General features: G+C 29.6%; 9 protein-coding genes. 1 reads left to right on the forward strand and 8 read right to left on the reverse strand.

The window, feature by feature from the left end:
• Positions 1 to 55 precede the first annotated feature (55 nt).
• From recO to CXP39_RS02300, 6 genes are all read right to left on the reverse strand, one after another.
• Positions 56 to 865: a DNA repair protein RecO gene (gene recO, locus CXP39_RS02275; protein ID WP_051591847.1), complete on the reverse strand. Its 810-nt coding sequence runs from the start codon at positions 863 to 865 to the stop codon at positions 56 to 58.
• 2 nt (positions 866 to 867) lie between these two features.
• Positions 868 to 1776 (reverse strand): GTPase Era, encoded by a 909-nt coding sequence (gene era / locus CXP39_RS02280; RefSeq protein WP_027048033.1) that lies wholly within the window; start codon positions 1774 to 1776, stop codon positions 868 to 870.
• 4 nt (positions 1777 to 1780) lie between these two features.
• On the reverse strand, positions 1781 to 2275 hold the full coding sequence (ybeY, locus tag CXP39_RS02285; RefSeq protein ID WP_027048032.1) for an rRNA maturation RNase YbeY: 495 nt from the start codon (positions 2273 to 2275) through the stop codon (positions 1781 to 1783).
• A 42-nt stretch (positions 2276 to 2317) separates the two neighbouring features.
• Positions 2318 to 4114, reverse strand: a complete 1797-nt coding sequence (locus tag CXP39_RS02290; protein WP_027048031.1) for a cysteine peptidase family C39 domain-containing protein — start codon at positions 4112 to 4114, stop codon at positions 2318 to 2320.
• Between the two features lie 81 nt (positions 4115 to 4195).
• Complete coding sequence (locus CXP39_RS02295; protein ID WP_027048030.1) at positions 4196 to 4750, reverse strand: DJ-1 family glyoxalase III; 555 nt, start codon at positions 4748 to 4750, stop codon at positions 4196 to 4198.
• Between the two features lie 73 nt (positions 4751 to 4823).
• Entirely contained in the window at positions 4824 to 10175 is a 5352-nt protein-coding gene (locus CXP39_RS02300) for an ABC transporter permease (protein WP_027048029.1), read from the reverse strand.
• A gap of 189 nt (positions 10176 to 10364) precedes the next feature.
• Between CXP39_RS02300 and CXP39_RS02305 the strand changes: the two genes are divergently transcribed.
• Positions 10365 to 12671, forward strand: a complete 2307-nt coding sequence (locus CXP39_RS02305) for an MOLPALP family lipoprotein (RefSeq protein ID WP_027048028.1) — start codon at positions 10365 to 10367, stop codon at positions 12669 to 12671.
• 16 nt (positions 12672 to 12687) lie between these two features.
• On the opposite strand, the gene CXP39_RS02310 is transcribed toward CXP39_RS02305, so the two are convergent.
• Together CXP39_RS02310 and lon are read right to left on the reverse strand one after the other, a co-directional pair.
• Positions 12688 to 13923 (reverse strand): replication-associated recombination protein A, encoded by a 1236-nt coding sequence (locus CXP39_RS02310; RefSeq protein ID WP_027048027.1) that lies wholly within the window; start codon positions 13921 to 13923, stop codon positions 12688 to 12690.
• 53 nt (positions 13924 to 13976) lie between these two features.
• Positions 13977 to 16292, reverse strand: a complete 2316-nt coding sequence (lon, locus tag CXP39_RS02315) for an endopeptidase La (protein ID WP_036256218.1) — start codon at positions 16290 to 16292, stop codon at positions 13977 to 13979.
• Between the last annotated feature and the right edge of the window lie 43 nt (positions 16293 to 16335).

Genomic DNA, 16335 nt, shown 5'->3' on the forward strand with positions numbered 1-16335 from the left:
TTAATAACAAAAGTCAGCATATCGCTGACCTATAAAATTTCTTTTCTATCAATAATTATCCCAAATATTCTGTCGTTGTCAAGACACTATAAGTGTAGTTACTAAAGGTCTCTTCTTCAAATATTTTTTTAGAATTTAGAATTTTCATTGCATTGGTGTAAATTCCCAAATTATGTGAATAATGTTCCAATAATACTTTGCATAAAATTAAAACATAAGCTGTTTCAAATTGATGATTAAAGACTGTAGAAAAAGTTTCAGAGTAAATTATTTTTAAAAAATTAATAAACTTAACTGACTGCGGTTGCTCATTCAATTTAATGCAGTTTGGGCAAACAAATCCACACTCCTTAAAATCAAACAAGCGATAAAGTTTATTTGGTTTGTTACATCGATAACATTTATTTAATGAAAATTTACCACCCAAAGGTTTCAATAGATAAAATAGAAAAAAAACCATAGTAGAAAAAGGATCATTATTTTCATTAATATTGTTAAGCGCCTTTTCTAGACTCACAAAAATCTGAAAATTTTTGTTGTTAAAATCATTGCTTTCTAAAATTATAGAAATAATCACACTTGCAAATAAATAATTGTCATAGTTCTTTGTTATGTTAAAGTTATTTTGAATTAAATCTCCAGTTTTGAGTTTTGACAATGAATTAGCTCTACGAGATTTGAAAATTTGAAAATTTGAAACTGAAAAATTTTGAACAGAATAGCGATTTTTGCTTTCAGGTTTATTGATTCCCTTAGCGACAAAGCTTAGTTTACCATATTTGTCAGAATAAATTGTAACAATTTTATCAAACTCTTCATAGTCAAATGAACTAATTACGATACCTTTTAAAATAGTCTCTGCCATAACTAATATTTATTTTTATCATATCCCATTTTTTTAATTAAACTTGGAGAATTACGTCAGTTTTCTTGTACCTTAACAAATAACTCTAAATGAACATTCTTTTCAAATAATTCCTTAATTTGTTTTTTTGATTTATATTTGATATCAGAAATTTTTGACCCTTGTTTTCCGATAATAATACCCTTCTGTGATTTTCGCTCAACAATTATGGATGCTGTTATCTCTATATCATCTTCGCTTTCTTCAAGTTCATCAATCATTATCGCCACGCTGTGAGGAATTTCCTGACCAGCTTTCATTAAAATATTTTCACGAATTATTTCTCTAATTGCAAAACGATTTGGCTGATCAGTTACAATATCATCATCATAAAATTGATAATCGTTTTCAGGTAAATTTTTAACAATTAAACTAACCAATTTATCAATATTAATATTATCAATTGTTGAAGTGACAATTGTATCTAAAAACTTATCTGACAATTCCTTTCATTCCAAAACTTTAGCAAATAGCTTATCTTTTGGAACTAAATCAGCTTTCGTGATTACTAGCACTTTGCTTACCTCGCTTTTCTCCAATTCTTTCAAAATAAACAGATCATTTTTACCAATAACTTCATCAGCTGGTACCAAGAATAAGGCTAAGTCAACATCTTTCATGCTTCTTAACGCCGAAGCATTCATAATTCGATCCAATTCTTTTTTTGAAGTATGAATTCCAGGAGTATCGACAAAGACAACTTGATATTCATCCTTCTTTGTTAAAATTCCTCGAATATTATTTCTTGTAGTCTGAGCTTTATTTGTAACAATTGAAACTTTTGCTCCAATAATTTTATTTAATAAAGTTGACTTACCAACATTTGGTCTTCCAACAATTGTTACAAATCCTGATTTAAATTCTTGTTTCATTATTTTATTCTCCTATGTAATCTTCATCTACAAATTTTATTTCATAGTTAATTTGACTCTCTAATAAAATATCATCTTGAAGTTTAAACATTCTTGTTTCATCTTCTAAACTAGTTTCATGATCATAACCCAACAAATGCAAAAATCCATGTGCAAATAAAAATCCCATCTCTTGTTCAATTGTATGATCGTATTTAATAGTTTTACGTTGAGCCTCTTCTAAACATAAAAATATATCTCCAACTTCTCTCACACCTAAAGCAATAACTTCTTGACTGCTCAATTCAACTGGAAAAGAGGTAACATCAGCAATATAATTTTTACCACGATATTGTTGGTTGATTTCTTGTGCTCGTTGAGAATTTACAAATGTCACTGACAATTCAATTTTTTCTTTCAAGTTTAAAACCTTATGTGCATTAGTAAAAATATTTTTGGCAAATTTTTCTCATTTTTTCATATCGCTTGATGTTTCATTTATAAAATTTATTTCGATCATTATTTATCCCCGTTTTTATAATTATACCCTACCGATATTGAGTTAGTATAAATCGTTAAAAACAATTAGCAAATTAGAATTAATCTCAGCTGCCAACTCTATAATTTTTAAAACATCCTCACGTCTTATCAAATAAAAATTTTGATCAATGATATAAACACTTTTGGATGTAAATAAGACACGACATAAAACAATAAGCTCTTTTTGAAATTCGCTTAATCCTTCAGGAATAATTAAACTCTGAATTTTCACACCATATTTATTAGAGAATTCTAAGAAGGCATCGGTACTTAAAATTTTGTTTGCATTAATTGAAAAATTATTATCTACTAAATTACTTAGTAGAGTTCCATATCAAATGTCTAGATTATAACTATTGCCATAATAAATTTGGGCTCGAATACTTAAAGTAGTAAAGTTAGAAACTTCCAAATTATTAATGAATACTTCAATAAGAGAATTTTTTACTGACTTATTAACAACTTTCAAAAAATTTCTTTCCTTTTTGAGAATATTAATTCCTTTTAATAAGATGATTGGTGGCTGAGCAATTTCAACTAACTTGATAGTATGAATATTCGGACAACTATTGTTTGTCTTCGTATCAATAAAAAGTTTGTTAAGTTTGAAAACATAACTAAAATATTTTTTGCGATGTTTGAGAAAACTTAGCACCAGCTTTAAGTGAGTTTGGCTTAAACTATTAAGCACCAAAATGATTATTAAATTTTCAAAAATAATTGCCTGTTTTTTTAAATCAAACCACAAAACTCAGTAAATCAAAAGTACTAAAATCTTATCCAATACTAGCTCAAAATTTTTAAATCAGTCGATTTGAAAATGATGATTATTGTTTTTTAATTTTAGTAAAATCTGATCAATCATGACTTTTTCTTTTCCAGAATTTTGATAAATCTCTTTACTAGTTATATATTTTATAACTTCAATATTAGCTGATGGCGCTTGAATTGGAGTAGTGACGAGTAAGCTGATTCCTATTATGATAAAGTTATGAACAAAAATTAACCCCGCAACACCAAAATTAAGTTTGGCTATTACGAATGAACATATAACATTGGAGATTGTATTCGGAATTATGGGAATAATTATATTAATCATAAAATCGATAATAAATTTGCTTTCTTCAAAAATTTTATAGTAGTCAATCTGATGACTATAATTGGTACAAAAATAGAAAAATTTTTTGAGCATAAAAATATGCTGTTTTTTTCGCAATTTTTCTACGACCAATGCATTGAGTTCTTTAAATAATAAGTTTAAAACAAATAATGTAAAAAAATAAATATACAAATAAATATTAGGTTGGGAATAAACAAGATCTTGGCCATATTTTTTAATAAACTGTGCTTCGCCAATAAAAATTATTGTTGTAACAAAAGTTATTATTGAATAATTTATTATGTATAATTTGTATCCTTTAAAATTAAATGCTTTTCAAAAGCCACGTTCTGCTTTGTAAAGTTTTCTATTAGCCGTAAAAATAATTATATTACCTGCAAAAATGCTTTGAAACTCTTTTCACGACAACATCGATTGACGAGATTTGCTTGGGTCATTAATAATTATTTTATTATCAGTAATTTGACTGACAATAATAAAATGCAAAATTCCTTGTTTATCAACAGTTTGAGCCAAAAAAGGTTTCTGCTTTTTTAATAACTCAAAATCAGTTACTTTTTCAAAAGCCTCTCCATTTAAAAAATAGGCTTTGGCAATGACCACTAAATCAAAAAAATTCAAACTCTTCGAGTCTAAATTTTGTTCGTATTTTATTTGATCAATATCAATAGTTGTATTATGAAAAAAATTAATAAGCATAGCTAAACATGCAATGCCACATTCTTGATACCCTGTTTGCTTTATGTGTCTAATTTTCTCACCCTTAAAGAATTAGAAAAATTAGTTGATTACCAGCGCTTTTGCCACTTTTTCACTTATTGTTTGGTCTTTTAGATACCCGACTATTGTCAATGCAAACTTTATAGCCGTCCCTGCAGATTGCCCAGTTATAATATTTTCATCAATTGAGTAAGGCTTATTGTTTAAAATTGCTTCATCTAAAAATCTATTGCATCCAGGATATCCTGTAATTTTTTTGTTTACTGTAATTCCAGCTTTTCCCAATAATTGTGGTGCTGCGCAAATTGCCGCAACCATTTTTTGAGTTTCATTAAATTTCTTTATTGTCGATATCAAGAAGTCATTTTCAAATAACCCATTAACTCCTGGTCCCCCAGGAATGATAATTCCTTGATAATCATTATCTATAAAATTATGGCAGCTATAATCAGTATTAATCTCGATTTGATGAGACCCCATTACCTTCAAACTGTCACTTAAAGCAATTAAATCAATTTCAATTTCAGCCCTACGTAAAATATCAATTATTGTAATTGCCTCAATTTCTTCAAAGCCTGGATGAATAAAAATTGCCACTTTGTTGTTTTTTATCATTTTACAAACCTCGTTTCCTATAATATTATTTTACTCTAATGAAATAAAAAAAGAACCCAATAGGTTCTTTAAACTAATCTCCAAAACCGGTCATTAATTCCGAAGGATTTCCCCGACGAATTTTTCCCGAAGATACCACTAACGATCCAATAAATGAAGACATAATAATTACAAAACTGATAACTGGTGGCCATCACGATACTCCAAAAGGAACTGCAAGACCTAGAGCATAAATTCCCAGAATTCCTAGAGCTATTAATCCTCAAGTCACTGCTGTTGCTAATATTCAAACAAGTAATCCAAAAATAGTTACTGTTCCAAAAGCATATTTTTGAACTTTCCAGTTTGAGTATCCCAATGCCCGCATTAAAATCATAAATTTTTGATATTGAGAAATATAAATATCCCCCACTAACATAATTAATAATGCTGCTGTTATTATTACAGCTATAATTAATAACATCCCAATTGAAGCTGCCAAAACAGAAATTTGATTAATTAAGTCTTTTGATGTGCTTAATAATTTTTGTGATTCAATCATTGACTCAACAAAGTTATTGGCCAAGTTTCCACCCAAACCTAAAGCATATTGCCCTGTATTTCCAGCAGATAGATATGAAATTCCGGATGTCAATCCCAAAGGCTCTTCAACATTTGAGTATTTTCCATTATGTCAATATAGGGGTGCATAATCTAGGGCTTGTTTACCCATATAAGTTAGCTCTCATCAGTTAGTATTCAGAACATCTTTAGAATTTGCGTCACGCAATTTATAGCGATCAAATTTGTCAGATATTGTTCCTGTTGATTGATCGATTTCTCCTGCCGGAACTTTTGTGCTGTAATCAAAGGTTGTATCTTTAATTCCGATTTTTCTGGCAGTTGAATAATTTCCAATTAAGTTAGCAAGACTTGAATCCATTACAATAATTTTTTCATTGTATGAAGTCATATTTCCAACAGCTTTAATATTAACTATTAAATCTTTATTAATATAATTGGTTTTAATATTTAGTCCTTGTTTTAATGCTGGAATATCACCAGTCAGAGCGTACTTAAATCAATATTTTGGTTGAGATAACAAGTTAGACATTCCCTGATTTTCAACATCTCCAAGTGTGTAAGATGTATCAAATGGTCTAACAAGCAAGTACTTCTCGTTTTGATTTTCTTCAGTTTGTCAAGCTTTTTGAACAGCTTTAGGAACATTCCTTGAAGGTACATCTTTTTCGTATCATTGATTATGTTTTGAAATATTTCCTGGACTGTACCCATTTAAGAACATTTCCACACCAGCTCCATTTTCCAATTGTGAATATGGAATGAATAATTCCAAATTTTTGTATTCATAATATGGTCGAATTAACGTTGCTTGCAGTTCACCATCAACATTGTATGAAAAATCATTAAACATTGATGCCTTATCTTTAAGTTTATTAGACCCATAATTTACCTGATTGTATTGTTTTGAATAAGTGAACTTATTATTGTCAAGTGCAAATGGATTTAAATAACTTTCTTCGCCTTCAATTACACCAGTTCTAGTTTTTGCAAAATCAGCATATGATCTTGTTTCACCAGAATCATCTATAGCTTTAATTTTTGAATTTGTATAATAATCTGAATTTACATAATCGTTATCATTATAAATTCATGCTTGTTTTGGCAATTCAATTCCATTTTTTGCAAGCTGTAAAACTTTTGATGTTGTTTCCAAATTTGTCAATGTCTGATCTTTTTTCAATTTGTAGACTGTGCGTGATTGTTGATTTGTTATAACTGGAGCAGTTAATGTATTTGTTGCCTTGTCATAAACTTTAGTACCATTAAATTCAATATCGTTAATTGACGCATCTGCTTGTGGATTTGATGAATTGAAAACTTTTTCTAAGGCTTTAATAGTTTTTCTATCAAAAAATGCTCTTTCTTCAGACTCTTGATCAAGTTTATAAGCCACTTGGCTTTTATCTAAACCAGTAATTCCAACATTGTTATATCGGTCACTTGAAACATTCAATTCAGTCGAAATAGATTCTTTTTTCGGAATGAATTGTTCAAAATTATAACCTAAACTGTATTGTTCCAAACGTGACTCTTTTTGAATATAACCTTTAACATAAGGTGGAACCTCGCTCATTAATACATCAATAATTTGTTGTTTTCAATTATTACTTTCACTATTTCCAGGCCCAACACCAGAAACTGATCCCATAACTGCTTTAATAAGTGTTGGAATTGATTCAGTAACTGAAGATGATATTTGCCTTACCATCGCTAGTTTTGCCTCATCATTTCAATTTGCATCGCTAATTTTTGGATTTAAACTTTCTTTACTATTTAAAATCATTGCAAACATTTGATCAATCATTCCAATTGAAAATGCTTGTCCCAATACTGTATAAAAGTGATTTCCAAAATAGTCTGAAACAGTATTGAAAATTGTTTCTGGATTTGATGTTAAATATTCAAAAGAACTTTGAACTTTAAATTCATCAGTCTGATTTCCCGAACTATAAAGATATTTACTAAATGGGGTAGCATCAAATGTCGATGAATTATAATTCTTTGGAGTTTTATAATATCCATAACCAACTCCAGTTCCATCCATATCCAATTTATCATCTATAAAATCAGCTTCAAGCACATCTTGCCCTTCTCAAAAACTGTAAGCTGGTTTTGATAATGGGGAGTTCAATGTTGTATCTTTATTTTGATAAGCATTAGCATATTTAACACTCTTGTAATAAGACTTCTGAGCGTTTAATGCAACTGATGGAATTGCTAAACCAGTAGAAATTAAGATTGATGAAAAAGCAATAACTGTAACTAATAAAGCAATCGGTTTTTTTCCTGAACTTGCCAATGTTAAAGAAAATTTTAATGTGAATTTAGAATTTTTAAATACTCCATTTTTTAACTTGTTGATTAATTTTGATGATGACCATTTTGTATTAACAACCAAAATATCCATGACTGATTTATTCGTTAATAAGAACGCGCAAACTAATGATATTATAATTGCTAAAACTCCAAATGCCACAAATGAAATTGCCAACGAAATTCCTTCAAAAATAAATCCATGATATGGCGAACTAAAGTAACTAATAAACATTGAAGAAAATGGAATTTGCATTCCAACTCCTGCCAGTCAGCCTAACGGAATAACTATAAATGCAATAATCAAAGATTGAGCAATATACGAGACAGCAATCATTCAGGGGTTAGTTCCAATAGCTTTCAAAATTCCAATTTGTTTAGCGTTGAAATGAATAGTTTTTTTAATGCAAATGATTAAAGCAATTATTGCAATTATTGCAATAACTAGTGAGGCAATAACCGTGATAATATTGAACACTCTTAATGCTAATGGTTGTAAAGTTCATGACAATCTAAAATTAGAATCCGCAAATTTTACTGTTTTGAAAAATGATTTTATTTTTTCACTTGAAGTACCTGAATTTAGATACTCATAATTTGATTTTAAAGATTTTCCAACATTCATTTGTAATGCCAAGAATTTATTAACATCTGTTTTATATTGATTCTCAGTTCCAGTTAAAAAGAAATTAAATGATTGAGTTGCACTTCTTTCTGACTGTCCCGACGAAATTCCACTTGTTAAATCTCTTATTGTATCCCTATAGGCATAAATAATTGCACTTGTTTTTGTTTGAGGAACTGGAAAATCAGGATCAGCAGTAGGAAAATATGAATATGTATCAGTTGCAAAACCAACTACTTTATATAAAGCATCTCCAATACGTAAATGATCATTAAGTTTAATTTTGTTGGCTCTTGCGTATTGTTGAGAAAGTAAAATTTCTCCTCTATTTAAAGCATTACGACCATCTAAAATAGTGAAATTCATGTTATCACGATTATTTAAAATTACTGCACGATAACGAATTTGTGAAATACTATCAAAAATATAAGTTTCTTTTCTAAAATTTGCTTTGTAACCTGAAACTTTTGCTGTTTGCTGCAAATGATATTGATAAGCTGAGACTCTTGTTTGATTTCCAAAATTATTTCAGTCAATATCTTCTGGCTTTTCTGGAATTTCTTTATTAGGGTCCTTCATTGCTTCTTCTTCATCATTGTCAATAATTGCCTTATAATGGTCATCAAAGTAATCGTTTAGGTCAAAGTTTTCATAAGCATCCATTCTTTGCAAAATGCTTTGTTCTTGATCTAAATATTTAAAAGTTTTAAATTCAGCTGTATTTCCAAGAAAGCTTGCATCGCTAATAATTTTTTTACCATCTTTTTCAACAATTTTGGCTGCAGTTTGATTCACAATTCCACGAAAACCTTTCTTTTCCAAAAAATGGTTTCGTATACTTACTCCTTGTTTAATTTGTTCTTGATCAAGTTCAATTGAGTTATATAAGTATTGATTTTCATTTGTTTTACTAAATTCAGAACCTAGTTTTGTATCAAGTGTATAGTAATTTTCGTCACTAACAATATATTCAGGTCTAATTGCTTGTTCTTTATTAAATTTATAACCAGAAACAACTTCATAGAATAACTCTCCCGAATTTTCTATATCTTGACCCTTGAAAGGTCCACCATCCTTAAGGAATAACACTTCATATTCACTTTTCAGTCATTCAACAACTGTTGTTGCAACAATTTGAATATATGAATAAAAATCCCGTTTTTCTAAACTAACGTTTGCTCATGCTTGCTCTTTTTCTTCTGAAGTTTTAGCTGATTCATATTTATGTTTAGCTGAAATAATTGTATCAATAAAATTTGGCTCTTTAACCATTTCTCCAGCCATTGTATTATTTAAATACTTTTCTTCAATTTTTTCAGGATTGCTTAAAGAAAATTTTTGACTAGAATCTGCAAACGCCTTTAATGACAAAATAATTTCATTTGTCATAATATTTTTTTGAGTTTTTGCTCACTCATCACGATTATCGTTAGTAAGTTTTGAAAAATTTGTCTTGAATTCAGAATTTGCCTGTGGATTCAAAGAATTTCCTTCAAATAACCTTGTCAAAAATGTTTCTTTAAAAGAATATTCATGGTTTGTTGGATCATTAAATTTTTGAAGATAGTAACTATTTAAAGTAAAGTTGTAATCAACTTGGACTGTCTCTTCAGTTTGACTATCATAAATTCCAACATTGTCGAAATTCATAAAATCATTCAAAGGTATAAAAGTTGGCGTGGTATCTCCACCATTAACGCTTTTTCTTCCAGTATACAAAGAAGTTGAATAATCAAATCTTGGAACAGATTTAACAATTTGATTATATGAATTATTAAGACGAACCGTAATTGATAAAGAAGTCGACAAAATAAAAGTTGACAAAAAAGCTAAAATCATAATTATGATAAATTGAATTCTAAATTTAAATATTCCTTTAATCCCTTGCTTTAGCAACAAAAAGAAATTGTTTTGCTTTTTCATAATATTGCCCTTCCTATCTCAACTTATAGTATGAATATTTGAAATTATTAATGTTCTAAACATATAACACCTTTTATTTATACCATTTTTAAAAAATAAAAACATAATAATTTGCAAAAAATAACACTTAATGTGTGTTAAAATTATTTTGATTTTAATTTCACTTTTAAAAAAGAAAGGCATATTAGTATGAAAAAATTATTAATTATCTTAGGTTCAGTAAGCATTTTTGCTTCATCTGGAAGTACTGCTGCCTGCTCATGAGGAAACAAATATAAGGCTGATATTGTAAAAGACGTTCAAGACTATATTGCTGCTTCTTCATTTGTTGCTCAAGCAGCTATTTTAAATAATAAAGATGGCGCTAATATGGATTTGGATTATACTGCAAGTTATATTAAATCTTTAAAAATAGTTGATGTTTTGGGAGAAGAATGAATTAAGGGAATTGGTAACAGTACAATAACCAAAGAATCAAGTTTAGAATTTTTACTGAAGCAAGTTTTTGGTAATGATCGTTATAAAGTTAATAAAGATGACCTTGAGCAGGACTCAAAAATTGCTAGATCTATGGCCGAATTTGATGAAGAGGCAAAACAAAAAACTTTATCTGGTAATAGTTCGACTGCTAAAACACTTTCTTTAATTTCAGGATTAGTTAATATTTTATTTGGTGGTAGTTCATTCACTCCTCAAGGGCAGGGAGCTTTATTAGAAAGTATTATTGGAAGTGGCGACACTATTGGTAATCTAATTAAAGGAATATTGACACCGCAGCTTATTGAAACTTTAGATAGTGCCTTATCAGAAAAGGGACTTATAAATTTATTAAAACAAGCACTAAAGGAAATTCCTGGAAAGCAACCTGGTCAAGAGTATGTCACTGTAAAAGATGCTGTTAATAGTTGTATGAAACAAATTATCGACGCCATTATTAAAAAAGACACTACTTCTTTAGTAGTACCGCTGATTCAATATATTAGAGTTCTTGCTTATTATATGTCGGAATTTAAGCCATATCTTAATAATGTTGATGTTAATGATGTTATAAAAACAGATGCCGGTTTTGTAAATATTTTTGATATGACAAAAACAAATTCAGAAATTGTGTCTGAAGTTTTATTAAAAAATGATGGAAAAATTAATGAAGAAAAATTTGATCAAATTAATTTTAAAGAGTTGTTTAGCTTTTTGCAAATCTTTTTAGTTCCCGAACAAAAAGACCGTAATGGAATTAATTTTCAAAAATTGATATCAATTTTATTTCAAACACCTTCTATTCCCGAATTGGAAAATCCTTTTTTTGGAGCATTGCTGACAAATTTGAAAGATATATTGCAAACGCAATTGGCTACAAAATTAGCTTCTTCTGATGCGGTTAATGAAGTTGTTGGCTTAATTATTAAATTATTAAAAGATATCGGAAATGCTTTTGCGAACCAAGGTCCGCTTCCAGGAAAAGACTCTTTAAAAATAATTTTAAAAATTTTAGGAATGCTAGGTATTGAAAGTTTAAAACCATATAAACCATTATTTGATTATTTAAATACTAATAGTGAAATTTTTGATAACTTACTTGGCTCTCTATATAGTGGTAACGCCTTATCAGGAATTTTAAAAGCTTTAAACGATGGCGGAGTTATTAAAATCAGTGATGAAATTATTAATTCTTTAACAAATATAAAAACTGTTCTAACGACTCCAATTGCCAAACTTTTAAAAGCATTTGGAATAGACATTGAGACTAAGGCAATATTTTTATATGGACTAAAAACGATATCCTTAGCAGATATTATTGATAGCGCTGCTAGTTTTTTTGAAACAGGAAGAAAATATCCAAATTCCAAGTCAGAATATATTTTAGACACGAAAGATATGGCAAACTTGTTAGACGTTCTTAACACCCCAGAATTAATTAAATGAAAAGACAAACCAATTGAGGGATATCCTGAAATATTTAACAATACATTATCAGCTTTGTTAGTAGCAATAGTTTATCCAAATGATATTGAGCTAACAGAAGAGAGTCCAAAACTTAATGGAATTTCAAAAGCATCATATATTTTAGGTTTAAGAAAAAAAGCTGACAATACTGGATTTGATAATTTTAAAGAAAACTCAGTTTATGATGCAATTTATCAAGCCTATGGAAACAAAGAGTTGCCCGAAAGTCCAATGGCCGAAATTAAGGGAAAAACTATGTCAAAAATGGCTAATCTTTTAATCAAGGTATCAAAATGAATTCAAGATAAATCTTTACCAGCATATGTTAATGATAAATTTGGAGATTATTTGGACCAAAAAAACTGGACAACAAAATTTTTATCTGAGGAAAACTTTTATTATGTTTATAATGATGCTTTTATTAAGTATGAATTATATTACAATGATAAGGAATCAAAAACAAGGCAAACTTATATTGTTACTATTAAGCGTGATCGTATTAAGGGACATGAAAATCCAGGGAAAGAATGAAAAGTTTATGCAATAGATTAAAAAAGAACTAGTTAATCTAGTTCTTTTTCATTTTCAAATATAATTCATAAACTTTTTTCTCATATGATGAATGAGATTTATTTTTATAATACTTTATATCTTTAATTTCATTAGGCAAATATTGTTGATCTACTCAATCGTTTGGATAGTCATGAGCATACTTATATCCAATTCCACGATTAAGTTTTTTAGCGGACTTATAATGAGCATCTTTAAGATAGTCTGGCATATCATAAACTAAGCCATTTTGAATGTCACTATGAGCTTGCTTAACAGCCAAATAAGCTGAATTAGATTTTTCGCTCAACGCCATTTCAATTACTGCTAATCCCAAAGGAATAATTCCTTCTGGAAAACCCAATTGACGGAAGGCATTTGTCGCCATTAGAATTCTTGGTGGAAGTGTTGGATTAGCCATTCCAATATCTTCGTAGGCTATAATTAACATTCGACGCATTAAAGTTTCATAGTCTCCTATTTCATAGAGTCTGGCAAAATAATAAAGTGCTGCGTCCACATCGCTTCCTCGAACTGATTTTTGGAACGCTGATTTTAAGTCATGAATATCATCACCATAAGCACCTGAAGGATTTTTGGCATTTGGAACGGCTTTTAAAACTAAATTAATATCAATGTTTTGCTCGCTATAAAGCTTAACAAATATTTCTAGACTATTAATTAATGTTCGCACATCACCACTTGCCAAGTTACATAAATAATTCAAGGCTTCATCATTGATTGACAGCTTAATCGTCTTATTTGCAATTAGCTTTTTCACATACTTAAACATTTCCCCTGCTTCAACGCGTTTCAACTCAATAATATTTGCCCGTGAACGAATAGCCGGATTGATTACAAAAAATGGATTTTCTGTAGTTGTAGCAAACAGTTTAATATTACCTTTTTCCATATATTCTAGCAATATATCTTGCTTGTCCTTATTCATTCGATGAATTTCATCAATAATTAAAATAAAATTAGGCTCATCAATGGCCCTATTGACAATTTTAGTCAAGCGCTCTTTCTTATCATATGTTGCATTAAAAGTATCATAAGCAATATTCAAATCCTCAGCAAGAGCTACTGCAAAGGTAGTCTTTCCTGTCCCCGAAGGTCCATAAAAAATTAATGAAGTACAAAATTTTTTTTCTATCATTTTAATGATCATATCATTTGGGCCAAGAATATGAGTTTGTCCAATGATATCATTAACAGATTTTGGTCTTAACAAAAACGCCAACGGTTGATTCATTTCCTACCTCCATAAAAAAATAACTAGCATCCTAGTTATTTTACATTACATGATTAGTTAGATGTGAAAACTTCGTCAAATACTTGATCATAAGTTTCCATTCCCTTAATTTCTAAAACTGATTTAACTTCATCAGGAATTTCATCTAAATCTTTTAAATTTTTAACTGGTACTAAAATTTTTTTCAAACCACTACGTGCAGCCGAAATCGATTTTTCTCTTAATCCCCCAATTGGAAGCACAGAACCAGTTAGAGTAATTTCACCAGTCATACCTAAATCACGTGAAACTGGTTTATTTGATAAAGCCGATACTAACGCAGTTGTCATTGTAATTCCTGCTGATGGACCGTCTTTTGGAACAGCACCTTCAGGAACGTGAATATGTATGTCGCTTGTTTCAAAAATTGCTTTATCTATTCCAAATTTTTCATAATTTGATTTAACATAAGTTAAAGCAATTGTTGCTGATTCTTTCATAACTTCTCCAAGCTTACCAGTCAAAGTTAAATTTCCTTTACCTGGATAAACATTAACCTCAATTGGTAAAATATCCCCTCCAAATTGGGTATAAGCCAATCCGGTTACAACTCCAACATTTGATTGTCCTTGTTTTTCAGTGTGATCGAAAATACGTTTTCCTAAAAACTCATTAATAACTGCCGGAGTAACTACTAAATTTTCAATTTCCATATTTAATAATTTAACAATAAACTTACGAGCAATTGCTGAAATATGGCGTTCTAATTGACGAACTCCAGCTTCACGAGTGTAATATTTAATAATCTCATCAAAACTTTCATCAGTAAACATTAGTTCTTCTTTAGTTAAAGAGTGCTCTTTTAAAACACGTTCCACCAAATAGTCTTTAGCAATCTTCATCTTTTCAATTTCAGTATAGCTTGATAAATTAATGATTTCCATACGATCGTATAAAGCCTCAGGAATGTCTTCTGGGTAGTTTGCAGTCGCAATAAACATAACTTCGCTTAAATCATATGGCTCTTCAATATAATGATCAGAAAACTCCACGTTTTGTTCAGGATCTAAAACTTCCAACATTGCTGATGCTGGATCTCCTCGTTGATCGGAAGCCATTTTGTCAATTTCGTCTAATAAAAATAATGGATTTTTAACCTTTGCACGTTTCATTGTTTGAATTATACGCCCTGGCATTGCACCGATATATGTTTTACGGTGTCCTCTAATTTCAGACTCATCTTTAACACCACCCAAAGATATTTTTACAAAATTTTTACCCAAAGCTTCGGCAATTGATTTTGCCAAAGAAGTTTTACCAACTCCTGGAGGACCTACTAGAGTAATAATAGGCCCTTTTAATGATTTGGTCTTTTGCTTAACAGCCAAGAACTCAATAATTCGATCCTTAACCTTTTTAAGACCATAATGATGTTTATCCAAAATTTCTTGAGCAAATCTTAAATCTGCAATATCTTCTGTTGATTGTCATCACGGTAATGACATCATTCAATCAATATAATTTCTCTCTACAGTCGCTTCTGCTGAAGATGACTGCATATTTTCTAATTTAGAAATTGATGACAGAATTCGCTCCTTAACTTGTTTGGGAAATGGTTCCTTTTCCAAACGATCCTTATACTTTTCAACAGCTGATTTATCCGAATCTTCATCATTAAGCTCATCTTTAATAATACGCATCTTTTCACGTAAGTAGTATTCTTTTTGTTGTTGATCCATGCGATCTTTCAACTTTTTATTAATTTCTGAGTCAACATCTAGTGAAACATCTTTTTTACCTAAAAAATTTAAAATTTCTTCCAAACGCTTAACAAAATTTTGCTCACCTAAAAGAATATTTCTAGTTTCTAAGGAAATAAACGGCAAAGATTTTGCAATTGAATCGACAACATAATTGATGTTATCTAATGATTTAGTTTTTAGTCATTCAACAGCGACCTCCGGAAAATCCTTTGAAAGACTCGCAATTTCTGTTATTTGTTTATGAATAGTATCGACTTGACCTTCAATATTTGACACATCAGCTTCTAGAATTTCAGCTGAAGCCATAAAGTAACCATCTTTTTGCTCTGTAGAAATTAATTTTATACGTTCTTCTCCGGTTACTTCAACAGTCAAAGTTCCATCTTTTCATGTTTTAATAATTTTAATAGTTGCCAGAGTTCCAAAATCAAATAATTCGTCCATTGCTGGTTCATTGTCCATAACTTTACGTTGCGAAACAACAATAATTTTACCTTCAAATTCAGCAATTGCTGTCTTTGTAGATTCTTGAGTTTGTTTTCTACCTACTTCTACAGTTTCTGTAAATTTAGGAAATATGCAAATTCCTCTTGTGATAAATATAGGAAATTTGATTGTTTTATTCATAATTTCTCCCCCTTATTTTGGTACAAATAAATAATAACATATA

It is taken from the genome of Mesoplasma syrphidae, assembly GCF_002843565.1.
Lineage (GTDB): Bacteria > Bacillota_I > Bacilli_A > Mycoplasmatales > Mycoplasmataceae > Tullyiplasma > Tullyiplasma syrphidae.